Raw genomic sequence first — 25,158 nt, forward strand, 5'->3', positions numbered from 1 at the left:
TGCGTCGCGTGTGTTTCAGGATGACGAAATGGCGGAATACACCGGTATGTGGGATCCCCCGCATTGCCGGGATTGACCGATGATTTTTGAACGGCCAGCGCGGCGCGCGCCGTGTGGGTGAGGCTCTGAATCCAGATTTGTTTGTATGGCGCTCCCAGGCGGTTTCGCTTATGGTTAAGCCATGCGCCACCTAGAGCGCTGGTATCAGGCCAACGAGGTAACAAACGGTTGTCGTTCGGGGATGAAAACGTCTGGCGGGTTTCAGCAGTGAACTGCTGTTCTGCCATCTGTCCGATATGTAGCACCTCGCGGCTCGCGCCGCCTGTTCATGCCCCCGCCGTTGCCGCCATCGTGAATCCGTCATCGCCCGGTTACTCGGTTAGAGAAACCGCAAGCGGCGGCGAAACGCAGGTCGAGTTCGTGAAAACGAACCGGCTGGCTCAGTTGGCCGAAGACCGGTGCGTGTTGCCGGTCTGTCCAGTACGTTGAACTGCAGTCCTGAGAGCAGCATCGAACCGGGGGAAACATGACTACCAATTGCACGCCTGTCGACACTGAACGCACCGTTCTGTACGTGTCCACTACGCCGGATCACAAGCTCGCGGATTTCCTCGCGGCGTCCGGCTGGCAAGCTGTGCATGCTAAAAGCACGGCGATCGCCGAACGGCTGATCGAGCGCGGCAACATCAAGGTCGGGCTCGTCGAACTGCCCGGCGACTGCACGTCGCAGCATCTGTCCGCACTGGCCTCGTGCATGCGGCGCGTCGAAACCAATTGGGTCGCCCAGATTGCGCCGGGGCAGGCGGAAAACGAACTGGTCAGCCGCTTCATCCTCGACTATTGCTTCGACTTCGTGACCCGGCCGTGGCTGAACGACCGGCTCGTGTTCGCGCTCGGCCATGCGCACGGCCTCTCCAGCCTGCGGCAAACCCAGGTGGCCCCCGAGCCGTCGCTCGGCCGGCACGGCATGGTCGGACAATGTGAGGCGATGCAGCAGTTGTACCGGCGCATCGACAAATGCGGCGTGACCGACGCCCCGGTCTTCGTGGCCGGCGAATCGGGCACCGGCAAGGAACTGACTGCCCGGGCCATTCATGAGCGCTCGCCTCGCGTGGGCCGCGCGTTCGTCGCGATCAATTGCGCGGCGATTCCGCCGAGCCTGCTGCAGGCCGAACTGTTCGGCCACGAGCGCGGCGCGTTCACCGGCGCCTTGCAGCGCAAGATCGGCCGGATCGAAGGCGCGCACGAAGGCACCCTGTTTCTCGACGAAATCGGCGACATGCCGCATGAATGCCAGGCGGTGCTGTTGCGCTTCCTGCAGGAAGGCACGATTGAACGGCTGGGCGGCAATGGTCCGATTCATGTCGACGTGCGGGTCATTTCGGCGACCCACGTGGATCTCGACAAAGCAGTCGAAGACGGCCGTTTCCGCTCCGACCTGTATCACCGCTTATGCGTGCTGCGTCTGATCGAACCGCCGTTACGCGAGCGCGGCGGCGACATCAAACTGCTCGCCAATTACGCGCTCAGCATGTACAAGCAGGACGGCGCGCGCAAACTGCGCGGGCTCTCCAGCGACGCGATCGTCGCGATGTCGAACTATCCGTGGCCGGGCAACGTGCGCGAGCTGATCAATTGCGTGCGCCGCGCGGTCGTGATGAGCGAAGGCCGCTTTATCACGGCCAGCGATCTCGGCTTGCCGGAAGCGGACAACGGCCCGGCGGTGACGCTCGCCGAAATCCGCAGCAAGGCCGAGAAAGACGCGATCGAACATGCGCTGCAGCGGCATGGCTACAAGCTGTCGGAAGCGGCGGCCGAACTCGGCATTTCGCGGGCCACGCTGTATCGGCTGATGCATGCGAACCGGCTGCATCAGGAACCGGCGGCCGGGCGTGCGTCGGGTGCGAGCGGTGCGGATGCCGACGACGAGGCCGAGCGGCAGGCAAGTTCGATGGTTTGAGTGCGGGCGGGCCGTGAAGGCCCGCTTTTTTTGATTGACGGCTGCCGTGTGCTTGCCGTCTCGTCTGCTTGTCATTCGCGCCTTTCGGATGCCCGCCGCCGTTGCTATGCTGAAAGCCGTTCATCCCACCCGGAGCGGACTTGGCTGATCAGCAGATTCCGGCGCTCGAGCGCCGTCCCTCCTCCACGCTTCCCGCGCAAGCCAGTCCGTGCGACGCGCTGACCATCCGCGCGCAATCGCTCAGCGCCGGCTCGCCCTGCCGACGTAAGAAACTCGCGCTGGCCGCGACCATCCTCGGCTCCAGCATGGCGTTCATCGATGGTTCCGTGGTCAACGTCGCGTTACCGTCGATCCAGACCGAACTGGGCGCGAGCGTGGCGGCGATTCAATGGGTCGTCGATGCGTATCTGCTGTTTCTCGGTGCGCTGGTGCTGGTGGGCGGTTCGCTCGGCGACAAACTCGGCCGGCGCACCGTGTTTATCACCGGCATCGTGCTGTTCACGCTGGCGTCGATCGGTTGCGGCCTTGCGCCTGGCGCCGCCGCGCTGATCGCGGCGCGCGCCGTGCAAGGCGTCGGCGCGGCGCTGCTGGTGCCGAGCAGCCTGGCGATCATCGGCACGGTGTTCGACGACCGCGAACGCGGTCAGGCGATCGGCACGTGGGCGGGCGTCGGCGCGATCACGTCGGCGCTTGGACCGGTCTCGGGCGGCTGGCTGGTGGACGCGTTTTCGTGGCGGGCGATCTTTTTTCTCAACGTGCCGATTGCCTGCGCGACGGTTGCGTTGGCGGTCATCGCCGTGCCGGACAGCCGACTGGACGATGTCGCCGCGGAGGGGCCGGTGGGCAGCGGAGCGCGGGTTCAACCCTCCACGCCAGTGAAACTCGACTGGCTGGGCGCAGCCACCGCGACCGTCGGGCTTGCCGCGCTGACCTATGGCCTGACGCTCGCGTCGGCGCACGGTTTCGGCGACCGCTGGGTGCTGGCCGCGATAGTCGGCGGCTTGCTGGTAATGGGCGCATTCATCGCGCTTGAAGCGAGAACGCCGAATCCGATGATGCCGCTCGACGTGTTCCGTTCACGCGATTTCGTCGGCGCCAACCTTGTCACGCTGCTGGTTTACTTCGGGCTAGGTGGCGCGCTGTTTTTCCTGCCGTTCACGCTGATCCGCGCTTATGGCTACAGCGCGACCCAGGCCGGCGCGGCATTGCTGCCGGTGCCGGTGACGATCGGCCTGTTGTCGCGCTTTACCGGCGGTCTGACGAGCCGTTATGGCGCGCGCGCCTTGTTGACCGCGGGTCCGGTGATCGCCGCGGCCGGCTTCGCGATGATTGCATTGCCGTGGGTACGCGGCGAGTACTGGCGTGGGTTTTTCCCCGCGCTGACGGTGCTTGGACTCGGCATGACGATCACCGTCGCACCGTTGACGACGACCGTGATGACCTCGGTCCCGGCGGCACGCACGGGTGTCGCGTCGGGGATCAACAACGCGGTGGCGCGGGTCGCGAGCTTGCTGGCAATCGCGGTGCTGGGGATCGTGTTCGTCTGGTCGCACGATGCGACTCTCGATGCGCGGCTCGACGCGTTGCATGTGCCGCGAGCGGAGCGCGAGGCGGCCAGTCTTGCGCGCAGTGGTGGCGAGGCGGTCGATGGCGGCGATGAGCCGTCCGGGTCTGTGCCTGCGACGGGCAACGCTTCTTCGGACTCAGGGCTGCAAGCGTCCGCGCCGGGCGCAGCTACGCAAGCGGCAATTGCTACTGCGCAAGCCGACTCGCTAGGCGCCGCATTACGAGCCGTGGCACTGATGTCGGCATTGTGCGCACTGATCGGCGCGGCATTGGCGGCGACGACCATCCAGCGCGCGGAGCGCAAGCCATAGCACGTCCGTGACACTGGCCTCGGCATAGTGCTCGTTGGCCGGCGCAACGCAGCGCCATAGCACTTACCAACCCGCCGCAAGCTCCCCGCTTCCGACACTTCACAACACCCTGAAACGTCCCCGCCCGCCGATCTCCATACTCACGTCATGGCAGTGCAAACGCCCTCACTCCACCGGGAGCTTCTCCATGACGATCACCTGCTTCATCCGTTACCAGATCGATCCGTTCCAACGCGACGCTTTCGACGACTACGCGCGCAACTGGGGCCGCATAATTCCGCGCTGCGGCGGTCATCTGGTCGGCTATTTCCTGCCGCACGAGGGCACCAACGACATCGCGTGGGGCTTGATCGCGTTCGACAGCCTCGCCGCCTACGAGACCTACCGCGCCAGGCTGCGCACCGATTCCGAAGCGCGCGACAATTTCCAGTTCGCGCAAACCCGGCGCTTCATTCTGCGTGAAGAGCGGACTTTCACCGAAGTCGTCGACGGCACGTTCGAGGTCGCGCCGCAGTAAAGGCGGCAACCGGCCAGGCGCGATATGCGGAGACGGCGCGCACCGTCCCGCATATCGCGCGCGCCCATCTGCGCCCCCCCCAGACCGCCGACCACCCCAGCGCCGTCCGACAGGCCGGTTTTTTGCTGCCCGTGCTAGCCTGTCGGCTGCCGCTTGTCGGCCGCCCGGCGTCGAAGCCCGCCCAGCTTGCCCGAGGCGGCCGCCGACCCCGCCGCGAGGAACTTGTATGACCTGAGCCGTGTCGGTTCAAGGTCACGCCGCCGAACCGGTCCACGCGTCCCGGCCCAGCCGTCCGCACCTGGAACCCCGCCTTACACCCTATGCGCAAATTACTACTCGTCTGGTTGGTCCTCCTTTTCACCGTCGGCGCGTCGCCGGCCTTCGCCGCTGCGGCGCAAGCCGCGCCCGCCTCGTCGGCCTCCGGCGCCGGCGTCACGCTGACGCCCGAGCAGGCCCGCCAGGCGCTCGCCGTCCTCAACGATCCCAAACGCCGCGCGCAGGTTGCCGACACGCTGCAAGCCATCGCCGCCGCCGGCGCGCTCAGCGCCCCCCCCGCGGCGTCCGCCGCATCGGCCGCCTCGGCCCCAGCCGCGGCCAGCGCCGCCGCCCTCGTCCCAGCCGCGTTCCAGTCCAACGGACTCGCGTCGCAACTGGCTCGCCAGGGCGCGCATTGGGCGATCCATCTCGGCGAATCATTACGCGCGTCAGTGGCTGCGCTGCTCGATACGACGTCGGTGCGCGCATGGTGGAACTGGCAATTGACCAGTCCGCAAGCGCGCGCCGTGCTGGGTCACGTCGCGTGGTCGCTGCTGGCGGCGCTGGTGCCGGCGCTGGTGATCGAATGGCTCGCGCGGCGTCTGTTGCGCCGCGCTTATAAAGCGCTCGCCGCCCGCCGCGAACTCGGCACGGAAGACGACTCGCCGCAAGCCGGCCTGCCGGTCGACGTGACGCCGCAACCCGCCGACGCCCCGAACGCCGCGCCGCCGCTGCCGGTCATGCCGATATCGAACGACGAGGCAACAGCCGGCGCGGCGGCCGCGACGGCAAGCCCCGCCAGCGCGCCAGCCGCCAAAGGCAAGCTCGACGAAGCGCAAGGCAAACAACGCGCCGCGCATCACTGGACCTTGCTGCAGCGTCTGCCGCGCGGACTGTTGACGCTGGTGCTGCGCTTCATCCCGCTCGCGGTGTTCGTCGGCGCGGCCAGCGGACTGATGTCGATCGTCACCGACGACGGCACGCCGCAAGACCGCGCGCTCGATTCGCTGATCGACCTCTACGTACTCAGCCGCGTGATCGTGATCGTCAGCGGCTTTTTCCTGCAGCCGGGCGCGCCGCGTCTGCGTCTGTTGCGCATGAGCGATGCGTGGGCCGCCTTCATGCAGCACTGGATCGTCCGGATCGTCAGCGTGGTGGCCGCCGGTTCGGCGATCGCGGAGATCGCACAGTCGCTCGGTCTGAACGACGCGGCGCATCTCGCGCTGATGAAGGTGGTCGCGCTCGCCGGCCACGTGATGATCTCGATCCTGATCCTGCAATGCGCGACGCCGGTCGGCGAACTGATCCGCAAGCGCTTTGCCGCGCGCGAATCGCTCGCGATGTTCGGCAACGCGCTGGCGGACCTGTGGGCGTGGCTCTCCGTGTTCGTCGTGATGGCGCTGTGGTTCATCTGGGCGCTCGACGTGCGCAACGGCTATCACGAGTTGCTGCATCTCGGCGGTATTTCGCTGGCGGTGCTGGTCGGCGCGCGGGTGGCGTCGATCGTGATCTTCGGCGCGTTGGCGCGGCTCTTCAACGTGCAGGACGACGCCGACAAGTCGCTCGTGCATCGGCACGCTTACCGCTATTACCCGCTGCTGCGGCGCGTGGTGTCGTGGATCATCGGCGTGGTCACCGCGCTGGCGCTGCTGCAGGTGTGGGGCGTCGACGTGATCGATCTGTTCCGCGCCGGCTCGATCGGCCACCGGCTGGCGTCGGCGCTGGTCACGATCGGCGTCGCGGCGGTCGTCGCGCTGCTGGTGTGGGAAGGCGTCAACGTGTCGGTCGAACAGCGGCTGGAGCGCTGGACCACCAGCGGCGACCTGGTGCGCGCCGCGCGCCTGCGCACCTTGCTGCCGATGCTGCGTAGCGCGCTGTTCTGCGTGATCGCGCTGGTGGTGGTGCTCACCGGCCTCAGCGAACTCGGCGTGAACATCGGGCCGTTGCTCGCGGGCGCGAGCATCTTCGGCGTGGCGCTCGGCTTCGGCTCGCAGAAGCTGGTGCAGGATTTCATCACCGGCATTTTTCTGTTGATGGAAAACGCAATGCAGGTCGGCGACTGGGTCACGCTCGCGGGCGTGTCCGGCACCGTCGAATATCTGTCGATCCGCACCGTGCGGCTGCGCGGCGGCGACGGCTCGCTGTACACCGTGCCGTTCAGTTCGGTGTCGACGGTGAACAACACCAACCGCGGGCTCGGCAACGCGGCGGTGAAGGTCAATATCGTGTTCGGCGAGGACGTGGATCTGGCGATCGACACGCTCAAGGCAATCGGCGCCGCGCTGCGTGAAGACGAGAAATTCAAGGACGGTATTCTGTCCGACTTCAGCTTCTGGGGCGTCGATGGCCTGGATGGGTCGGCGGTCACGCTGGCCGGCCAGATCCAGTGCCGCGACAGCGCGCGCTGGGGCGTGCAGCGCGAATTCAACCGGCGCATTCTGAACCGCTTCAGCGAACTGGGTATCGCGATCGCGAATCCGCAGCGGCATCTGCTGACGTGGGACCCGGAGAGCGTGCCCGCGCAGGTTGAAGCGGGCGATGCAGCGAAGACGGCGCGGCAGGATGAGCCGCCTTCCAACCCGCCGTCCGCTGCGGAAGCCGCTGAAGCCGCTGAAGCCGCTGAAGCCGCGAAGGCCTCCGATGCTGATGCCACGACGCGCAAAGGCGATGCACCCGTGGACGATCAGTTGCCCGTCGACCCTAAGCCGGCCGGCGGTCCAGGAACGCCAGCAAATCCTGGTTCAACCTCTCCGCATGCGTGAAGTAAAGACCGTGGGCGGCGTCCTCATAGACGTAGAGTGACGCGCCGGGGATCAGCCGCGCCGTGGGCCGCCCGGTCAGTTCGAGCGGCGCCGACACGTCGCGCTCGCCATGCACCACCAGCGACGGCACGTCGACCCGCTTCAACTCCTCGCGGAAATCGGTAATGGTCTGCAAGTGCGCGAGTTCCAGCACGGCCTGATGCGAGGTCTGCAGCATCATCCGGATCGTCCAGTCGCACGGCGCGCGCGACACGCCCGCGCCGAAGTACGGCGCCGCATTCGCTTCGATCCAGTCGGGAAACGAGCGACGTAGCGCGGCGCGGCCCTGTTCGAACAACACGCCGTCGATACCGTTCGGGTTGTCGGCGGTTTTCAGCAGATACGGCGTGGCCGCGGGCGCCACGAACGCGATCCGGGCGATCCGCGACGAACCGTGCCGGGTCAGATAACGCACCGCTTCGCCGCTGGCGATCGAATGCGTGACCAGCGTCACGTCATGCAGATCGAGCGTGCTCAACACGCTGTTCAGATCGTCGGCCAGCGTATCGAAGTCGTAGCCGCGGCCCGGGTCGCTCGAACGGCCATGGCCGCGCCGGTCGTACGCGATGCAGCGGCAGTTCAGCCGCGCCAGCGGTTCCATCTGATACGCCCACATGTCCGAATTCAGCGTCCAGCCTGACAGAAACACGATCGGCGTGCCTTGGCCCCAGTCGCGGTAGAACAGACGCGTGTTGTCGGCCGCGCGGATGGTGTTGGGTTCGTCGGCGAGATGCGGGGCGGTGGCATTCATGGCGGCCTCTGGGTCCGTAGGTGGAATTCGTGATGCGATGGCGTCACTGTGCCGGGCGGCTGTACGCAGGTCGATTACGTGGGAGGTAAAGAAATCGGCTTCAGGATGCGTTTGCGGGGCGGCTCCGGTGTTATCGCGTCGCGGGCTCAATCCACCTGCCACCAGCGCGGCAGTAAGCGCCGCACCTCCGCTCGCCGGTAGCGGTCGTCGATCAGATGCACCACGCCCTGATCCTGCTCCGTGCGAATCACGCGACCCGCCGCCTGCACCACCTTCTGCAAGCCCGGATACAGATACATGTAGTCGTAGCCGCTGCCGAACTTCGCGTCCATCGTGCGGCGCATCTGCTCGTTGACGTCGTTGATTTGCGGCAAGCCGAGCGTCGCGATAAACGCGCCGATCAACTGCTGGCCGACCAGATCGACACCTTCGGAAAACGCGCCGCCCAGCACCGCGAAGCCGACGCCCTGGTGATGCGTGCGAAAGCGCGCGAGGAACGCGTCGCGCGCGGCTTCGTCCATGCCGGGTTCCTGAGCCCAGACCGGCACGTCGGGATGCCGTTCGCGCATCAGCTCGACCACACGTTGCAGATAGTCGAAGCTGCTCAGAAAACCCAGATAATTACCCGGTTGCGCCGCGTACTGCCGCGCGATCAGATCGACGATCGGCATCAGCGAACGCTCGCGGTCGCGCCAGCGCGTCGACACGTTGCCGGCCACGCGCACCTGCAATTGCTCCGCGCGAAACGGTCCCTCGACATCGAGCCATGACGTCGACTCGGGCAAGCCCAGCGTATCGCGATAGAAGTGATACGGATTCAGCGTGCCGGAGAACATCACGGTCGTGCGTGCGGCGGCGTAGCGCGGCGCAAGAAACGGCGCGGGAATCACGTTGCGCACGCACAGCGTGGCGGCGGTTTTATCGCGCGGTGCGAAACGATCGGCGCTGAGCGTGATGTCGAAAATCGAATGCTCGCCGAACTGCTCGGCCAGCGCGACGAAATGCATGGCGTCGAAGAAAAACCGCAGCGAGGCTTCGTCGATGGAAAGCGGCGCGTCGGCGAGTTGATCGGTCACTTCGCCGATCAGCTTTTGCGCGGCGAACAGCAGTTTGCTGGGAACGTCGTCGTACACCTGGTACGTTTCGCTCTGCGCACGTTTGAGCGCGTTCCACTCGCGCTGCAAGCGCTCGAGCGGTTTGCGCAACGTGGCCGGCGCGGTTTTGCGCGCGAGCCGCAGCGCCGCCTGATCGAGCGACGCGCTGTACATGCGGCGCGCGCGGTCGAGCAGATTGTGGGCCTCGTCCACCAGCACGCCGACGCGCCACTGATTGATCTGCGTGAGCGCGTACAACATCGCGCTGCTGTCGTAGTAGTAGTTGTAGTCGCCGACCACCACGTCAGCCCAGCGCGCCAGCTCCTGCGCCAGATAGTACGGACAGACCTCGTGCGCGAGCGCGACGTCACGCACCGTCGCGCGATCGAGCTTCGGGCCGGCCAGCGCCGCGCTGCGCGCCGCGTCGAGCCGGTCGTAGAAGCCGAGCGCGAGTGGGCACGACTCGCCGTTGCAGGCTTTGTCGGGATGCTCGCAGGCTTTGTCGCGCGCGACCAGTTCGAGGGTTCGCAAGGGTAGCGCTGAACTGGCCGAGCCGGCCGCCGCAGTGCTGCGGTGAAGCGTGTCGATTGCGTCGAGCGCGAGCGCGCGGCCCGGCGTTTTCGCGGTGAGGAAAAAGATGCGCTCGATCTGATCCGCCGCGCACGCCTTCAGCAGCGGAAAAATGGTCGCAAGCGTCTTGCCGATGCCGGTGGGCGCTTGCGCCATCAACGGCTTGGCGTCGCGCGCCGCGCGATAGACCGACACCGCCAGCTCGCGCTGCCCGCTGCGAAATTGCCCGTGCGGAAACTGCAGCGCGCCGAGCGCGGCATTGCGCGCGGCGCGATGCGCTTCTTCCTGCACGGCCCAATCGAGAAAGCGCTCGCATTGTTCGACGAAGAAAATCTCCAGATCGCGCGCGGTATGAAACTCCTCCAGCACCGTCTCTTTCTGGGTGCCGATGTCGAAGTACACCAGCGCAACCGTCAACCCGGCAAGCCCGCGCGTGCGACACAGCAGATGCCCATAAACGCGCGCCTGCGCCCAGTGCAGCGTGCGGTGATTGTCGGGCATGCGCGTGAGGTCGCCGCGATACGTCTTGATCTCTTCGAGCCGGTTCGCCAGCCGATAGAAACCGTCGGCACGGCCGCGCACGGTCAGGCCGCGATGCGTGCCGGTCAGCGTGATTTCGGTTTCGTAGCCGCTCGCGCGACGGCCGGCCACCGCGACGTGGCCCGCCATACCTTCGAGCGATGTCGGCGCGGGCGTAAAGCGCAGATCCAGATCGCCGCGCTTCGCGGTGAATTCACACATGGCCCGCACGGCGACGACGTAGGTCATGGGGGCGACTCGGTAGCGTGGATGCTGAGGGCGGCGGCGTTGGCGTCATCCCCCACCCAGCGCACGTCGACCACGCGCACCGGCATGCCGTGCTCCACGCAGTACGCGAGCCAGCGAATCTGGTTGTCTTGCAAACGGTCGCCCGGTCCTTTCACTTCGATCAACTCATAGCGACGTTCGGCTGGCCAGAAACGGATCAGATCCGGCAACCCCGAGCGATTGCTTCGAATATCGTGCAACAACCGCTCGAACCACAGCTTCAGATGCGCGGCCGGCAGACAGTCGAGTGCGAGCGCAACCAGTTCCGGCGTCAGCATTCCCCAGAACACGAACGGCGATTGCAAACCCGCCTTGCTCTGCAGATGCCGCAAAATCGTCTCGCGATAAGCGTCGCTGTCGAGTTGCGCGAGACACGCCGCGAATTGCGCCGCGCGACGCGCCTGAAAATCCGGCGCATGCAGATCGGCCGGACCGCGCTGGAACGGATGAAAAAACGCGCCGGGCAACGCGGCGAATACCGGTTCCCAACACAGCAAGCCGAATAGCGAATTGATCAGCGCGTTCTCGACGTAATGCACCGGCGCGGTTTCGCAGGTGAGATGGTCGCGCGTGACGTATTCGACCGGTAGCGCATCTTCAGGTTTAGGCAACACCAGCGTGCTGCGCTCCACCGGACGCGCCGCCGCCACGCGAACCATCGGCTCGCCGAGCTTGCGCCGCAGACGCGGCATCATCCGCGCGACACGCTGCGCTTCTTCTTCGCTTTCCGGCGCGGCGCAGGCCTCGCCGGCCAGCGCGAACGCTTCGCCGAAACGCTCACTGCGTTCAAGCACGCGCACGCGCCGATGACGCGCGCCGGGCCATGCGCAAGCCGCGTAAACGGGGAGCGCGGCGGCCCAGTTCTGCCGGCGTTCGCAATGCTGTCCGATCCGGAACAGCAGTTTCGCGCGACGCGTTTCGAGCCACGCGTTCGACGTTGCAATCTCGCGGATGGTAGCGACCAGCGTGTCGATTGCCGCCGGCTCCGCGTCGTCGTCCGGCAGCCAGTCCAGCGCTTCACGGCACGCATGCAGCGCGAGATAGACATCGACGTCGGCCCGCTGCTGGAATGCGCGCGACGACGGCGCGAACGGCACCGTTTCATACTGGAACACGCCGAGATCGGCGAGCACGAACTCCGACCAGTCCTGCTGCAAATTGCCGAAGAACATCAGCCGCAGACGCTCGCAGAGCGGCGCGATCGCGACGTGGAGAATGCGATCGGACGTGGCGCCGTGCCACGAGGAAAGGGGACGTTCGGTCGGGTTTTCAGCGTCGCCTTCAAGGCCGCTACCGCCCTCACCCTCATAAAACGGCCGCAACGTTTCCAGCAGATCGGCCTTACGCAACGCCCTCGCGCCAGGAATCAGCGCAATCGCCTCCGCAAAAATCTCCAGCAGCGCCGGCCGCGTAGTCAGCGCGAACAGGTTCTCAAGCGTGAGACCGGGTTCGGTATCGATCCAGCCGAGCGCCGTCATCGGCGCGGCCGCGAGCAACGGGCAGCCGACCTCGTCGTAAGTGAGCCGGCTCGCGCGGAACAGCGTGCCCTGGCGCATCAGCATGCGCACCAGCAGCGCGCGCGACGCCTGCGGCAAGCCCGCGAAAGCGCGCAGAAACGCCTGTTCCTCGGTGTCGAGCAGGTCGTCGTAGCGCTCGGCCAGCCACGCCAGCGCACGCTCGAAGTTCAGCAGATAGTAAGGGACGTCAGACCGCAGATCTGACCGGGCGCCGGTTGCCAAGGTGCTTTCACGATACCTGTATGTTTATACAGTGATCATAGCAAAGTCCACGGCGGTTTCACTACCTTCGTGTTAGCCGGCGATCTGCCCGAGCCGCAAGCGCAGCGGCGCTTCGGGCCTGAGCGACACATTCAGCACGGGCCGCGGCGCTTTCATCCCGTGCGGCACGCTCAGCTCGAAGCGCTGCAATAGCATGGCCGCGATCACGGTCAGCTCGGTCATCGCCAGGTGCTGTCCGAGGCACACACGCGGCCCGGCGCCGAACGGCATATACGCGCCGCGCGGCAACTTCGGCGCGTCCGAAGAGAAGCGCTCGGGCCGAAACGTCATCGGCTCGGGAAACCAGCGCGGGTCGTGATGCATCAATTGCACCGGCACCATGAACATCGTCCCGGCGGGCAATTGCCAGGGGCCCAGCGTGAACGGCTGTGTCGACCGGCGGCTGCTGAGCACCGGCACGGCCGGGTAAAGCCGCAACGTCTCCTGCAACGTCTGCGTCAGATACGGCAAGGACGCCAACGCGTCCGCGTCGGGTTCGGCGCCTTGCAGCACCCGCCGGACTTCGTCGCGCGCGGCCGTCTGCGCGGCCGGATTGGCGGCCATGCACCATGCCCACCAGATCAGCGTAGCGGCGCTGGTGTCATGGCCCGCGAGGAAGGTCGTCATGCACTCGTCGTGGACGGCCTGCAGCGGCCATGCCGCGGGGTCGGACAGATGCAGCTTCAGCAGACGCGACAGCAGATCGTCCGGCCACGCGTTGCGCGCCAGCCGCAATCTCGTTTGCAGATGACGTTCGATCAAGCCGTCCAGCATCGCCTGCGCCCGCCGCGTGGCACGCTTCCACGGCACCCAGCGCGGTGAGCTCATCGGCCAGTAGAGGCCGGTATAAGTCGACACGATCAACGTATGCGCGGCTTGCTCGGCCATGCGCGCATCGCTGCCGATCTCGCTCGAGAACATCATCCGCATGATCACGTCCATGGCCAGCGACGTGATCGCGCTCTCGATCGGCCACGCCTCCTCCTTCTGCGGCCAACCCGCGAACGCCGCGCCGGCCGCCGCGACCATGGTCGGCACGAACGCATGCACCGATGCCCGCGAGAACCCAGGCTGCAACGTGTGCCGCTTGTCTTTCCACGCATCGCCCTCGGCGATCAGCACACTGTGTCCGTGCACTTCGCCGAACACGCGCATGCCGTGCTCCCAGCGGATCAACTCGTCATGGCGATTGACCAGCAGCTCACGCACTAACTGCGGATCGCTGACGACAAGCTGATGCTCCGGCCAGATCCGCAGATAGACGACGTCGCCGAAAGCTTGCTGCCACTCGGCCACCGTCGCCAGCAGATCGTGCGACATGCGTCTCAACGCGCCCCAGCCGGTCAGGCCGACGGACGGCCCGGGCGGCCAGACGCCGGCAGCGTGAGGGACAGGCGGAGGCGGCTCATCCGCGTGGAAGGGGCACTGGGAGGAAGGTGAGGTGGTCATGTCGCGCATTGTTGGCCAGCGCGCCGCCCTCGTCTTGAACGCAAACGACATCGTGCCGTTGTCGGCATCAATGCTCCGCCGTGACGCTCGAAGCTTGCTGACACCCGCACCGGTTTTACTTAAACTCTGCCGCCATGACACTCGACTTGCTTCCGCAACAGGCGTCCTGCCCCGATCCGCTCGCGCGCGCCACGCGACTCTCCCGTGAGAGCGACGCCGCGCATGGGCGGATTCATCTTGCGCCCGCCGTATTGCAAGGCGCGATCGTCGCGGTGATCATTCGCGACACGCGCGGTCTGGCACTGAACGACGCGCAACGTCTGACGCATTTTCCGGCGTCGCCGCTGGTGAGTCTGTCGGCGTTTCAGCACATGAACGGCGGACTCGTGGACCGCACTCCCGACGGGCCGCGCTGGCAGCCATTCAGTGCGTCCGTGATGCTGTCGGGCAGCCAGTCCCAGCCAACCGTCAGCTGGTCGCCTACGGGTGGCCGTGGCTGCATGATCTGCTTCACGGCGGATACCGCGCGGTCGCTGTTCGGGCTCGATCCGGCAGCCGTGCAGGACCGCTTCGTCCCCGCGCAAACGGTGCTCGGCGAGGTCTGGCAGCCGCTACTGCAAGCGCTGCTCGACGCCCCCGACGATGCGGCCACGTTCGCCGCCTTGCAGCAACATCTGGCCGCGCGCTGGCAAGCGTTGCAGGGCCGCGCGTCGGCCACGCCGTCGTTGCGGCAGATCGGCCGTCATTGGGTCGAACGTCTCGGTCTGCAGGCGCATGAATGGCGCAATACGCACAGCGCGCGTCAGGTCGAACGCCGGATCAAGGCGCATAGCGGACGGTCGCTGCGTGAATGGCAATGGCTCGTCAAAACCGAAGGCGTCTTCTTCAACGCGCGGGACCGCTACGACGCGGGCGAATCTGTCGATTGGGCCGCAGTGGCCTTCGACGAAGGTTTCGCCGATCAGGCTCATTTGAGCCGCACGGCCAAACGCATCACCGGTTTTTCGCCGGGCGAATTCGCGCAGCGTTTTGCCGAGGATGAATCGTTCTGGCTGTACCGGTTGTGGGTTTGAGAGGAGTGAACCGAGGCCGCTTGGGCCGGTTTGCGCGGTCCGCCAGCAATACCGATACTGTTGTGACTTGAAATACGCACCGGACTCATCGACAGGGAACTCACTGCCATGCCCTCTTCCGTTCGCAACTCGCTGGTCTGGATTTTCGATGCATTCGAGCGCGATCCGACCTACATCACCAAGCGGATGTTCGGCAGCGACGCCGCGTATCTCGACGGCCTGCTGTGTCTGATCGCCGCCGATCGCACCAGGCCATGGAATGGCCTGCTGATCTGCACATCGCACGATCGTCACGCGGCGTTGATCGAAGAGTTTCCCGCTTTGCAACCGCATCCGGTGCTGGGGAAATGGCTTTATATCGCGCAGGACGACCCGGCATTCGAAGCCGTCGCCGACAGCATGACCGCGCTGGTACTCGCGCGCGATCCGCGAATCGGCGTCGAGCCGAAACCGCGTCGCAGCAGAAAGAAGTCCACGTTGCCGGATGCCTGACTACGCGTTTGCCGTGTGCTATCGCGCGGCCACCCACACCACCATCAGCGAGCGCACCCCTTGCGCGCCGCGAATCAGCACGCCTTCGATATCCGCCGTCGCCGACGGTCCGGTGACCAGCGCCGCATAACGCGCGCCGCGGAAATCGTCGCGCCGGTAGACGTCCTGCAAGCCGTCCATCAACTCGGCCGGGTCGAGCAACACGATCAGATGCTGCACGATGTAGCCCAGCGCGTTGACCACATACTCACGTTCGCTGAACCACACCGAGCCGGTTTCGGCGACACCGAAGCGCGCTCGCACCACACCGACATCGATATCCTGCAACGACGCCGGTTCGGTATCCGCTGTCAGCGCACGAGTGCCCGCGACTTCCGGCGTAGCCGACGCCACCGACGCCGCGTCGCCGAAGCGCTCGCGGATCAGCGCGCTCACGTCGGCCGCCGAGGCAACTTCGACGCAAGTCCCGCCCATTGCCTGTAACGCAGCCGTAAAACGCGCACGCAGATCGCCGCCCACCGCGTCGAACAACGGCACGTCGGGCCGTGGCCGCGCAGCCGGTTGCGCTTGCCGCACTTTCTCCAGAAACGCCTCACGCGTTGCCATCTTTAACTCCACGATTCTTCTTGTACCAGGCGTGGAAGGTCAGCTTAGGCGCCTCCGGCAACTCCCGTTGCTTGCCCCAGATATTCAGCGGGTTGTACAACATGAAATTCGGCAGCCCGCGCAACGCGCTACCCATCGACGACACCGTCGCGCGATACAAGGTCGGACTCGCGAGCAAGCGCCCCGCCATTTTCAGCACTTCCTGCTTCACGAACGGCACTTCATGATGCTCGGCGATCACCGTGCGCCACTTGTAAATCTGCTCGTGAATATTGATCTTCACCGGACACACGTTCGTGCAACTGCCGTTCAACGTCGACGCGAACGGCAACGCGCTATAGCGCTTCAGATCGTAGGTGGGATTGATAATCGCGCCGATCGGCCCCGAGTACGTGCCGCCATAAGAGAGCCCGCCGCTGCGCCGGTACACCGGACAGGTGTTCATGCAGGCGCCGCAGCGAATGCACTTGAGCGAGTACCAGAAATCTTCCATCGCGAGCCGTTCCGAACGGCCGTGATCGACGAGGATGAAATGCATCTCCGTGCCCGGACGCGGCGCGCGGAAATGCGACGTGTACTGCGTGATCGGCGAACCCAGCGCGCTGCGCGACAGCATGCGGATAAACACGCCGAGATCGGCCACTTTCGGAATCAGCTTTTCGATCCCGATCGACGCGATATGCAGCGGCGGCACGTTCGCCGAGAGATCCGCATTGCCTTCGTTCGTACACACCACCACGGTGCCCGTTTCCGCCACCGCGAAATTGCAGCCGGTCATGCCCGCCGTTTTTTCGCGCACGAAGTACGGCCGCGTGTTCATCCGCTGGCTCTCCGCGAGATAGTGGATGTCGCTGTTCTTCGGATCGGTGCCGATAGTGCGGCCGAACAGTTCGGCAACGTCGGCGCGCAGCTTGTGCACCGCCGGCACCACCATATGACTCGGGTCCTGATGATCGAGCTGCTGGATGCGCTCGCCCAGGTCCGTTTCCATCACCGTGATGCCGCGCGGTTCCAGATACTCGCGCATCTTGCATTCGTCGGTGAGCATCGACTTGCTTTTGACGAGCGTGGTCATGCCGCGCTCGGACATGATCTGGTGCACCAGCGCGTTGTGTTCTTCGGCCGTCGACGCCCAATGTACGGTCACGCCGTTCGCCTCGGCTGTGGCAGCGAACTGCTCCAGATATCCGGACAGATGCGACAGCGTGTGTTCCTTGATGCCCGACGCCAGCTCGCGCATCGTCTCCCATTCGGCAATGCCGTGCGCCTGCGCGTCGCGCTTCTCACGCAAATCCCACAACCGCTTGTCGTGAAACGCCACGTGCTCGGTCTTCTTGATGAAAGCGCCGGCGGCTTTCGCGTGATCGATGCGGCTCATGTGCGCGCTCCGTTGAGCACCTGCGCGATGTGGATGAAGCGCGCCTCGGCCTTCATGCGCTCCGCGCAGCCTTGCTGATGCATCAGGCACGACATGTCGCCCGAAACGATGTATTCGGCGCCCGCCTGCAGATGATCGCGAACCTTGTCCTGTCCCATGCGCACCGACACCGGTTCCTCGGTCACCGAGAACGTGCCGCCGAAACCGCAGCATTCGTCAGGCCGCGCCGGCTTGACGAACTCGATTCCCTTCACGCCTTCCAGCAGCGTGCGCGGCTTCGAAAACGGCGTGCCCGACACTTCGGAAATGGACGCTTCTTTCAGATGCCGCAACGCGCTGCAGCTATTGTGCAAACCCACGCGATGCGGAAATTCGGCCCACGGAAACTCGCGCGCGCCGACCACGTCGTGCAGAAACTCGACGAGTTCATACGCGTTGGCGCGGACCTGTTTCACTTCGTCGGTCTGTTCGAGCGCGGTCAGATGTTCGCGCACATGGTGGATGCAGCTCGCCGACGGCCCGACGATGTAGTCGTAACCCGCGAAGTTGCGCGCGAACACGCGTTCGGCGCCGGCCGCGTCGGCATGCGCGCCGCTGTTGGCCATGGGCTGCCCGCAGCAGGTCTGCTCCTGCGGATAGTCGACCTCGATGCCAAAGCGTTCGAGCAATTCGAGCGTGGCGATGCCCACTTCGGGATAGAACGCGTCGATAAAGCACGGGATAAACAGAGCGACTTTCATAAGCTTTTTGAAAGAAAATCGGCAGCCGACGATTCACCTACTTTACTGCGGAATCATGCCGATGAGCCGGACCGCGGGTTTTGCCCAATCGGTCAGCGTGGTAATGTTGGTCTGACCAAGAAATATAGGGAAGTCGCCGGGCGGTGTCAATCCGCGAATGGGCCTGGATGGGGTGAGGCAGCGCGCGCTCTCAGCGCGTAAGGCGTGGTCGCCTTACGTCAACGGCGATTACGAAACGACATTCGCCGCGGGATTCGCGGCGTCGTCCTTGTAGATTTCGCGGACAAAAGTCAAATGACGCTCGGCCGCCCTGCGTGCTTTTTGCGCGTCGCGCGTCATCACGGCGTCGTAGATCGCCTGATGCTGGGTCATCAACTGCTTTTCCATCGCGTCGTCATAATCGATCAGCCGATGGTACTGGCGCATGCCCTCGCGAATCAGCGTATGGATGCCGTGCATCACATGCGCCAGCGCGATGTTGTGCGTGGAATCCGCGATCGCGAGATGAAACGCGGCGTCCAGTTCCGCGAGGTTCACGCGGTCTTGCGACTGCGAACCGGCCTTCAATGCCTCGAACGCGTGGGTGATCTTTTGCTGATCGGCGGCCGTGGCACGCTCCGCCGCATACACCGTGGAAATCGCTTCGAGCCCCTGGCGCAATTCCAGAATATCGGCGCTGGTGCGCGGATTCTGCGTAAGCAGTTCGGCCAGCGGCTTGGAGATGATCGGCGCGGTGACGTCGACCACCGTGAAGCCGCCCCGCCCCGAGGTTTCGATGTAACCGTCCGCTTCGAGCCGGATCAGCGCTTCGCGCAGCGAAGGCCGCGATACGCCGAGTTGCGTGGCCAGATCGCGTTCGGCCGGCAAGCGGTCGCCGGGCATCAGCGTGCCGTCCGAGATCAGTTGCTTGATCTGGTCGGACACCACGTCGGAAAGCCGTTTGCGCGTGAAAGACTGGATCGGGCGAAATGGCATGGGCAGCGCTGGAACAGTGGTGAGAGCCGGGTTGATGAGGCGGGATTCAACGCACTCGGCCGCCGCGCGAGCGAGGCCTGATGCGAGTGCGTCGAAGCATTGAATTATACCGGTCCACGGTTCGCGCCGATCCCGCCTTGAAGGCCTAATGCGCCGCCGCCCCCGCATAAAAGCTCGTCAGATCGCGCTTGAGCGCATGCAACGCCGCGTCGTCGAGATAGATCATGTGGCCGGTCGGATAGTAGGCGAGCCGCACGTTGGCGCGCAGCGGCGCGTCCACGCCGAGATGCGCGAGCGCGTATTCGGTCGCGTAGAACGGCGTGGCGAGATCGAAATAGCCGTTCAGCGACATCACGCGCAATTGCGGATTCTGCCGCATCGCCTCGGCCAGATCGCCCGCCGCGTACGGCACCGGCAAATGTTCGCCCCACCATTCGCGATGCTTCCAGTCCCATTGCGTCAACGCTTCGTCGTTGAAAACGCGGTAACGGTCGGTCGGCGTGAAATGCAGGTCTTGCGCGAGGTGCTGGTGCAACGCGGCGTCGAACGCGCTCGACACGCTGGTCACCGACGCGTCGTAATCCGGGCGCTCGGACACGCCGTCGAATTCGAGCCCTTCGAAACGCGCGTCGTAACGGCCGACGCTGCGCCCCTGATCGCGCAGCAGTTCACTGCGAAAACGCGACGGATACAGGCGCAACCGGCTGCGCTTCACATAGCCGACGTCGAGTCCGGTGAACTGTGCAACGCGTGCCGCGATCGCATCGCGTTCGGCGTCGGGCAGCGCGTCGCCCTGAGCCAGTGCTTGCGCGTACGGTCCGCGAGCGAACGCGCGGGCCTCGTCGAGAAATGCCGGCAGGCTGGCCGGCTTCGGCACGATCTTGTCGTGATACCACGCAATCGCGGCGAAGCTCGGCAGATAGCTTTCGCTCTGGAAATCGGAGCCCGGTGAAAAGTCAGCGGAATCGAGCACCGACGACATCAGGATCACGCCGTTGAGCCCGATATTGTCCTGGCCCAAGCGATACGCCAGCATCGCGGCGCGCGCGGTGCCGTACGACTCGCCGAGTAGATACTTCGGCGAATTCCAGCGCTGGTTCACCGTCAGATAACGGTCGATGAATTGCGAGAACGCGTCGAGATCCTTGTCGACGCCCCAGAAGTCCTTGCCCGTGCCGTGCCCGACGACTCGCGAAAAGCCGGCGCCGACGGCGTCGATAAAGACCAGGTCGGTGCTGGCGAGCAGGCTGTCGGGGTTGTCGTCGAGTACGTACGGCGCGGGCGGCGTGATCGCGGGGCTCGCCGTGTGCGCCCGCTTCGGTCCGAACGAGCCCATCATCAGGAACACGCTGCCGGCGCCTGGGCCGCCGTTGAACAGGAATGTGACCGGGCGCGTGCCGGGCGGTTTGCTGGCTACCGTGTACGCCACGTAAAAAACGCTCGCGTTGGCCTGGCCGCTTTTGTCGCGCAGCAGCAGATTGCCGGCGGTCGCGGTGTAGTCGAGCTTGCGGCCGTCGAGGCGGATCGTGTGCTGGGTGACCGCAGCGGTTTCCGGCGGCACGGGGATCGCGGCGGCTTCGGGCTTCGTCGTATCGCGCGAAGAAGCGTTGGGTGTGCCGCTGCGCGTGGCGGCGGACAAACGTTGCGGCGCGTCGTTGCGTGGCGGGCTATTTGCATCGATGTGCCGGCTGGACGCAGGCGCCTGCGCCGACGGCACGCTTGACCCCGAAGCGGCTGTTGCGGCGTTCGTGCTCGTGCCAGGACTCATGCTCGTGGGCGAATCGGGCCCAACATCGGTTTCGGCTGCCGCGCATGGCTGACCGAATGCGATCATCGCGGTAAAAACCACCGCCGCCACGCGAGCGGACATCATTGACCGCGCCGCTCCTGACCCCCGCAACGAACAATCAAAACGAACGCCCATGATGTCCCCGATGAAGAATCGCCAGTCGTCGATCTACGCCGATCTACGCCGATACCCGCGCCGCCTTCAATCCGCCGACAAACGCCGCGATCCGCTCGCACGCGTCGATCAGTTGCGCTTCATCGACCACGAAACCGAGCCGCACGAAGCCATTCGCGGTATCGCCGAACGCGCTCGCGTCGAGCAGCGACACGCCTTTCGCACGAAACAGTTGCCACGTGAAATCGACCGTATCGAGGCCGGTGCCGCTCACGTCGACCATCATGAACATGCCCGCTTCGGGCAGCAGACAGCGCAAACCCGGCACGCGATGCAGGCGCTCGAACACCACGTCGCGGCGACGCCGATAGATCTCGCGCATTTCAGCGGCGATCTGCGCCTTATGCTGCAACGCCGTCAACGCGGCCTCCTGGATAAAGCCCGGCAAACCATAGAGCATGGCGAGCGCGAGCCGCCCCCAATGCTCGATCAACTCCGTCGGGCCAATCGCCCAGCCGACGCGCCAGCCCGCCATGGCATGCGATTTCGACAGACTGCCGAGCGTCACCGTGCGCTCCGCCATGCCGGGCAACGCCCCGATGCTCACATGCTCGCGTTCGAACGTGAGCTCTGCATACACCTCGTCGGACAGCACCCACAGATCATGCTCGCAAGCGAGCCGTGCGATGCGTTCCAGATCGGCACGCGGCATCACCACGCCGGTGGGATTGCACGGCGTCGCAAAGAAAATGGCCCGGGTGCGCGGCGTGATCGCGGCTTCGAGCACGTCGCAGTCGATATGAAAGGCGCGCGCGGCGTCGACCGGCACGGCCACCAGCGTGGCGCCCGCCGCGCGCACGCAGGCCTCGTAGGTCAGATACATCGGTTCGGGGACGATCACTTCGTCGCCGGCTTGCAGCAGGCACAGCGACGCGGCGAACACGCCATTCTGCGCGCCGGCGGTCAGGATCACGTTGGCCGCGCGGGTGGCGCAGCCGGTCATGCGCATGTGCTCTTCGGCGATCGCCACGCGCACGGGTTCGCGGCCCGACACCGCGCTGTAGTGCGTGTCGCCGCCGCGCAATGCCTCGACGGCGCGCTCGACAATTGGCGCGGGCGTTGCGAAATCGGGGTCGCCCACGCTCAGCACGATGACATCTTCGCCGCTGGCCTGCGCCTGTTGCGCGGCGCGATGAATTTCCCACGCCGACGTGCGTCTGCCCTGCAGGCGCTCCACCAGATTCGAGTACTTCATTGCGTTCACCCCGTTTTTACTGGACCCGCCAATGTAATGGGGCAAACACTAAACGTCCAGATACGAAAAAGCGCCACGCGAACGGACAGTTCGCGTGGCGCTTCTTTTGACTTTTGACATCGGTTCAGCGCAGCCTTTTCGCGGCAAGCATGCGCCGCCTGGTGACGACGCCGGCAGCGACGCCGACGCTCACATCTGCCGACGCAATTCCGCCGGCGGCACCTTCATCAGATGCCGGTACTTCGCCACCGTACGACGCGCCACCAGCACGCCCTGATCGGCGAGCATCTTCGCAAGCGAGACGTCCGACAGCGGATCGCGCGCGTTTTCCGCTGCGATCATTTCCTTGAGCAGCGCCCGCACCGCGGCAGCCGAACAGGTTCCACCGCTTTCCGTGCCCAACTCGCGCGGGAAGAAATGCTTGAATTCGAAAATGCCGCGCGGCGTGGCCATATATTTGTTGCCCGTGGCCCGCGAAATCGTGGACTCGTGCAGACCGAGTTCGTCGGCCACATCGCGCAGCACCATCGGCTTGAGCGCGATTTCACCATACTGGAAGAACGCTTTCTGATGCGCGACGATGCATTCGGCCACGCGCTGAATCGTGTCGAAACGCTGCTGCGCGTTACGGATCAGCCAGCGCGCTTCCTGCAACTGCTGCGCGAGCGGCGAACGGCTGGCGCCGGCCGACTGCGCGAACAGCTCCGCATACATGCGGTGAATGCGGGCACGCGGTTGCACCGCCGGATTGATCGCCACCGCCCACTTGTTGCGCACCTGACGCACGATCACGTCCGGCACCACGTAGTTGTCTTCGGTACGGCCGTAGCAATTGCCCGGCTTCGGGTCGAGCTTGCGCACCAGCGCGCAGGCCACGCGCAATTCATCCGCGCTGCAGCCGATCTGCTTCTGCAATTCGGCCTGCTCGCGCCGCGCGAGACGTTCCAGATGATGATCGACGATCTGTCGTGCGACATCACGTCCCGGCGTGTCGGCGGGCAACGCATTCACCTGCAGCGACAGACACTCCGACAGCGAACGCGCGCCCAAACCCGGACGGTCGAGCGATTGCACGAGACGCAGCGCCACCAGCAATTCGTCTTCGGTCAGCTCCGGTTCGAGATCGACGCTGTCGGCGAGATCCGCGAGGTCCTGGCGCAGATAGCCGTCGTCGTCGAGCGCTTCGATAATGAAACGGGCCACCGCGCGATCGCGATCGTCGAGGCGATACAGGCGCAGCGAATCGTGCAGTTGCTCGCGCAACGTAGGTTGCGAACGCGCCCATTCGGCGGGATCGCTGCTGTCGGAATCGCCGTTCTGACGCGACGAGCTACGGCTGCCGTAGTCGCCCGAGAACTCGCCGCCGAAATCGCCGGGCATGTCGTCCTGGCCCGAGCTTTCCATCGAGTCGCCGCTGGCTGCTTCGGCGGGCATGGCCTCGGGTTCGGCGCTCGCGACGGTATCGGTCGAGGGCAACGCGCCGGCGTCTTCGCCCGACGAAGTGGTTGCCAGCGCAACGTCTTCCGTTTCCGACGAGTCGTACTCGAGGAACGGGTTGGTGTCGAGCGCCGTGCGCAACTCCTGTTGAAACTCGAGAGACGACAACTGCAACAGACGCACCGATTGCTGAAGACGCGGCGTGAGTGCGAGAGACTGCCTTGTGCGAAGTTCGATGGAAGGCATTGTAGTGAGGTCCCGTTAGTAGCCGAAAGATGGTTCGTGACCTCAATAGAGCAACTGTCGTACCAGCTCGCGCAACACACTGTTTTTTATATGGTTTGCGTTTTCAGGCCCGCCAATTGCGCAGGCGCCGCGCGGCCTTTTTTACAAACACCCGGCAAATTCCGGACCCCGTCGGCGCAAGCCGCCTGGCGCCGCGTCGCGCCGCTATTCCCCGCTATTCCTCAGGCGAAATGTCCGCCCCGTAACGGCTTGGCGGGTTCGTGGGACGACTCGACCCTCAGCCGGGCACACCCCTTGCGGATGAGCACTATGTGGACGGACGCGGGTTTTTGCAGCGGCAGTCAGCGCGGCAACGCAGCACGGCAGCAACGCCGCGAAGCGCAGCAAGCACCCTCGTCCGGTGTCGATAACGGGCCGTGACGGAACCGTAGCGGCAACGACCCCACGCGAGTCATCAGCGGCTTCGGCCGCGATCGTTCGCAGGCAACAAGACCGCCATTTTCATCAACACCCGAAGGAGAAACCATGAAGACGATCCAATTTCTCAAGGCAGCAGGTAGCATTGCTTGTGTCGCATTCGCACTGAACGCTACGGCGCAAACGAGCGCTTCGGCGCCGTCGGCCGCGTCGGAAACCATCGGTCAGCACGTTGACGACGGCTCCATCACCACCAAGGCCAAGGCCGATCTGCTCGCGGCCAAGAACGTCAAGTCGACCCATATCCACGTGAAGACCCGCAAGGGCGTGGTGTGGCTCACGGGTTCGGTGCCTTCGTCCGACGACAAGGCCGCGGCCGGCGAAGTGGTCGAAGCCGTCAAGGGTGTGTCGAGCGTGAAGAACCATCTGAAGATCGCCGCCGAATAAGCTCGGGCAAGCCGACGGGTGGGGCCGGTCAGCACCGGTCCCTTCCCGCGGCGCCTCTGCGGAATACAGCAAAGCCGTTCGCCCTGCGCGAACGGCTTTTTCTTTGCCGCGCCGTTCCTGGAGTTTTTGCCGCTTCTGCCGTGTGTTCGCGCTGCGTGAGGTGCGTCCGGCGCATTCGCCCCGCCTGGCTCCGCCTGGTCCCGCTCGCCCGGAACCCTTGAGCCGCACGCCTTCGACCGGTATGGGATAATCACAAAGTTTGCCCGAAGCGCGGCTCAAAAGGTTGTTCGCACGGGCGCGTGAGGGGCCTTTACTCCCGTGGCCCGCTAC

Annotated in this window: 18 protein-coding genes; 7 read left to right on the forward strand and 11 right to left on the reverse strand. The window is 65.1% G+C overall.

The window, feature by feature from the left end; translation table 11 throughout:
* Nucleotides 1-526 precede the first annotated feature (526 nt).
* The 4 genes from HWY05_RS02030 to HWY05_RS02045 all read left to right on the forward strand — a co-directional run bounded on the left by HWY05_RS02030 (nt 527) and on the right by HWY05_RS02045 (nt 7,371).
* On the forward strand, nt 527-1,960 hold the full coding sequence (locus HWY05_RS02030; protein ID WP_035557782.1) for a sigma-54 dependent transcriptional regulator: 1,434 nt from the start codon (nt 527-529) through the stop codon (nt 1,958-1,960).
* 140 nt (nt 1,961-2,100) lie between these two features.
* The gene (locus HWY05_RS02035) at nt 2,101-3,837 is read left to right on the forward strand and encodes an MFS transporter (RefSeq protein ID WP_176057235.1); all 1,737 of its coding nucleotides are present in this window, start codon (nt 2,101-2,103) and stop codon (nt 3,835-3,837) included.
* 187 nt (nt 3,838-4,024) lie between these two features.
* Nucleotides 4,025-4,354 carry an NIPSNAP family protein gene (locus tag HWY05_RS02040; protein ID WP_035557784.1) on the forward strand — a complete coding sequence of 110 codons (330 nt, stop codon included), beginning with the start codon at nt 4,025-4,027 and terminating at the stop codon, nt 4,352-4,354.
* 320 nt (nt 4,355-4,674) lie between these two features.
* Nucleotides 4,675-7,371 carry a mechanosensitive ion channel domain-containing protein gene (locus HWY05_RS02045; RefSeq protein WP_176057236.1) on the forward strand — a complete coding sequence of 899 codons (2,697 nt, stop codon included), beginning with the start codon at nt 4,675-4,677 and terminating at the stop codon, nt 7,369-7,371.
* Here the strand turns inward: HWY05_RS02045 and HWY05_RS02050 are convergent.
* The 4 genes from HWY05_RS02050 to HWY05_RS02065 all read right to left on the reverse strand — a co-directional run bounded on the left by HWY05_RS02050 (nt 7,310) and on the right by HWY05_RS02065 (nt 13,859).
* Nucleotides 7,310-8,161: an alpha/beta hydrolase gene (locus tag HWY05_RS02050; RefSeq protein WP_051980846.1), complete on the reverse strand. Its 852-nt coding sequence runs from the start codon at nt 8,159-8,161 to the stop codon at nt 7,310-7,312. The two genes, HWY05_RS02045 and HWY05_RS02050, sit on opposite strands and share 62 nt — an antisense overlap.
* A 146-nt stretch (nt 8,162-8,307) precedes the next feature.
* Complete coding sequence (locus HWY05_RS02055; RefSeq protein ID WP_176057237.1) at nt 8,308-10,593, reverse strand: ATP-dependent DNA helicase; 2,286 nt, start codon at nt 10,591-10,593, stop codon at nt 8,308-8,310.
* Nucleotides 10,590-12,371: a VRR-NUC domain-containing protein gene (locus HWY05_RS02060; protein ID WP_176057238.1), complete on the reverse strand. Its 1,782-nt coding sequence runs from the start codon at nt 12,369-12,371 to the stop codon at nt 10,590-10,592. The genes HWY05_RS02055 and HWY05_RS02060 overlap by 4 nt, the downstream gene beginning before the upstream one ends.
* 72 nt (nt 12,372-12,443) lie before the next feature.
* Nucleotides 12,444-13,859, reverse strand: coding sequence for a cytochrome P450 (locus tag HWY05_RS02065; protein ID WP_176057239.1), 1,416 nt, complete (start codon nt 13,857-13,859; stop codon nt 12,444-12,446).
* Nucleotides 13,860-13,993: 134 nt separating this feature from the next.
* On the opposite strand from HWY05_RS02065, the gene HWY05_RS02070 reads away from it, so the two are divergent.
* Both HWY05_RS02070 and HWY05_RS02075 read left to right on the forward strand, forming a co-directional pair.
* Nucleotides 13,994-14,932, forward strand: a complete 939-nt coding sequence (locus HWY05_RS02070; protein WP_176057240.1) for a helix-turn-helix domain-containing protein — start codon at nt 13,994-13,996, stop codon at nt 14,930-14,932.
* Between the two features lie 108 nt (nt 14,933-15,040).
* On the forward strand, nt 15,041-15,424 hold the full coding sequence (locus HWY05_RS02075; RefSeq protein WP_035557796.1) for a hypothetical protein: 384 nt from the start codon (nt 15,041-15,043) through the stop codon (nt 15,422-15,424).
* A gap of 18 nt (nt 15,425-15,442) precedes the next feature.
* Here HWY05_RS02075 and HWY05_RS02080 read toward each other — a convergent pair whose 3' ends face one another.
* The 7 genes from HWY05_RS02080 to HWY05_RS02110 form a co-directional block, all read right to left on the reverse strand.
* A complete protein-coding gene (locus tag HWY05_RS02080) occupies nt 15,443-16,030 on the reverse strand; it encodes an LUD domain-containing protein (RefSeq protein WP_035557798.1) in 588 nt (195 codons plus the stop codon).
* On the reverse strand, nt 16,017-17,408 hold the full coding sequence (locus HWY05_RS02085; protein WP_035557801.1) for an LUD domain-containing protein: 1,392 nt from the start codon (nt 17,406-17,408) through the stop codon (nt 16,017-16,019). The genes HWY05_RS02080 and HWY05_RS02085 overlap by 14 nt, the downstream gene beginning before the upstream one ends.
* Nucleotides 17,405-18,148, reverse strand: coding sequence for a (Fe-S)-binding protein (locus HWY05_RS02090; RefSeq protein WP_134964829.1), 744 nt, complete (start codon nt 18,146-18,148; stop codon nt 17,405-17,407). Before HWY05_RS02090 ends, HWY05_RS02085 begins: the two co-directional genes overlap by 4 nt.
* Before the next feature lie 228 nt (nt 18,149-18,376).
* Nucleotides 18,377-19,123: a FadR/GntR family transcriptional regulator gene (locus HWY05_RS02095; protein WP_176057241.1), complete on the reverse strand. Its 747-nt coding sequence runs from the start codon at nt 19,121-19,123 to the stop codon at nt 18,377-18,379.
* Nucleotides 19,124-19,268: 145 nt separating this feature from the next.
* On the reverse strand, nt 19,269-20,993 hold the full coding sequence (locus HWY05_RS02100; RefSeq protein WP_244146522.1) for a peptidase S10: 1,725 nt from the start codon (nt 20,991-20,993) through the stop codon (nt 19,269-19,271).
* A 97-nt stretch (nt 20,994-21,090) separates the two neighbouring features.
* Nucleotides 21,091-22,281: an aminotransferase class I/II-fold pyridoxal phosphate-dependent enzyme gene (locus HWY05_RS02105; RefSeq protein ID WP_176057243.1), complete on the reverse strand. Its 1,191-nt coding sequence runs from the start codon at nt 22,279-22,281 to the stop codon at nt 21,091-21,093.
* A 189-nt stretch (nt 22,282-22,470) separates the two neighbouring features.
* Nucleotides 22,471-23,964 (reverse strand): RNA polymerase factor sigma-54, encoded by a 1,494-nt coding sequence (locus HWY05_RS02110; RefSeq protein ID WP_035557816.1) that lies wholly within the window; start codon nt 23,962-23,964, stop codon nt 22,471-22,473.
* Nucleotides 23,965-24,489: 525 nt separating this feature from the next.
* Between HWY05_RS02110 and HWY05_RS02115 the strand changes: the two genes are divergently transcribed.
* Nucleotides 24,490-24,828, forward strand: a complete 339-nt coding sequence (locus HWY05_RS02115) for a BON domain-containing protein (RefSeq protein ID WP_035557819.1) — start codon at nt 24,490-24,492, stop codon at nt 24,826-24,828.
* Nucleotides 24,829-25,158 lie beyond the last annotated feature (330 nt).

Origin of the sequence: Paraburkholderia sp. BCC1876 (assembly GCF_902833695.1) — a bacterium.
Taxonomy (GTDB): Bacteria; Pseudomonadota; Gammaproteobacteria; order Burkholderiales; family Burkholderiaceae; genus Paraburkholderia.

What these genes read in the sequence shown, in the direction of transcription:
- HWY05_RS02100 (WP_244146522.1), bottom strand. Translation starts at nt 20,993, where the DNA reads ATGTCCGCTCGCGTGGCGGCGGTGGTTTTTACCGCGATGATCGCATTC.
- HWY05_RS02095 (WP_176057241.1), bottom strand. Translation starts at nt 19,123, where the DNA reads ATGCCATTTCGCCCGATCCAGTCTTTCACGCGCAAACGGCTTTCCGAC.
- HWY05_RS02045 (WP_176057236.1), top strand. Translation starts at nt 4,675, where the DNA reads ATGCGCAAATTACTACTCGTCTGGTTGGTCCTCCTTTTCACCGTCGGC.
- HWY05_RS02055 (WP_176057237.1), bottom strand. Translation starts at nt 10,593, where the DNA reads ATGACCTACGTCGTCGCCGTGCGGGCCATGTGTGAATTCACCGCGAAG.
- HWY05_RS02080 (WP_035557798.1), bottom strand. Translation starts at nt 16,030, where the DNA reads ATGGCAACGCGTGAGGCGTTTCTGGAGAAAGTGCGGCAAGCGCAACCG.
- HWY05_RS02040 (WP_035557784.1), top strand. Translation starts at nt 4,025, where the DNA reads ATGACGATCACCTGCTTCATCCGTTACCAGATCGATCCGTTCCAACGC.
- HWY05_RS02030 (WP_035557782.1), top strand. Translation starts at nt 527, where the DNA reads ATGACTACCAATTGCACGCCTGTCGACACTGAACGCACCGTTCTGTAC.
- HWY05_RS02070 (WP_176057240.1), top strand. Translation starts at nt 13,994, where the DNA reads ATGACACTCGACTTGCTTCCGCAACAGGCGTCCTGCCCCGATCCGCTC.
- HWY05_RS02115 (WP_035557819.1), top strand. Translation starts at nt 24,490, where the DNA reads ATGAAGACGATCCAATTTCTCAAGGCAGCAGGTAGCATTGCTTGTGTC.
- HWY05_RS02085 (WP_035557801.1), bottom strand. Translation starts at nt 17,408, where the DNA reads ATGAGCCGCATCGATCACGCGAAAGCCGCCGGCGCTTTCATCAAGAAG.
- HWY05_RS02065 (WP_176057239.1), bottom strand. Translation starts at nt 13,859, where the DNA reads ATGACCACCTCACCTTCCTCCCAGTGCCCCTTCCACGCGGATGAGCCG.
- HWY05_RS02050 (WP_051980846.1), bottom strand. Translation starts at nt 8,161, where the DNA reads ATGAATGCCACCGCCCCGCATCTCGCCGACGAACCCAACACCATCCGC.
- HWY05_RS02075 (WP_035557796.1), top strand. Translation starts at nt 15,041, where the DNA reads ATGCCCTCTTCCGTTCGCAACTCGCTGGTCTGGATTTTCGATGCATTC.
- HWY05_RS02090 (WP_134964829.1), bottom strand. Translation starts at nt 18,148, where the DNA reads ATGAAAGTCGCTCTGTTTATCCCGTGCTTTATCGACGCGTTCTATCCC.
- HWY05_RS02110 (WP_035557816.1), bottom strand. Translation starts at nt 23,964, where the DNA reads ATGCCTTCCATCGAACTTCGCACAAGGCAGTCTCTCGCACTCACGCCG.
- HWY05_RS02105 (WP_176057243.1), bottom strand. Translation starts at nt 22,281, where the DNA reads ATGAAGTACTCGAATCTGGTGGAGCGCCTGCAGGGCAGACGCACGTCG.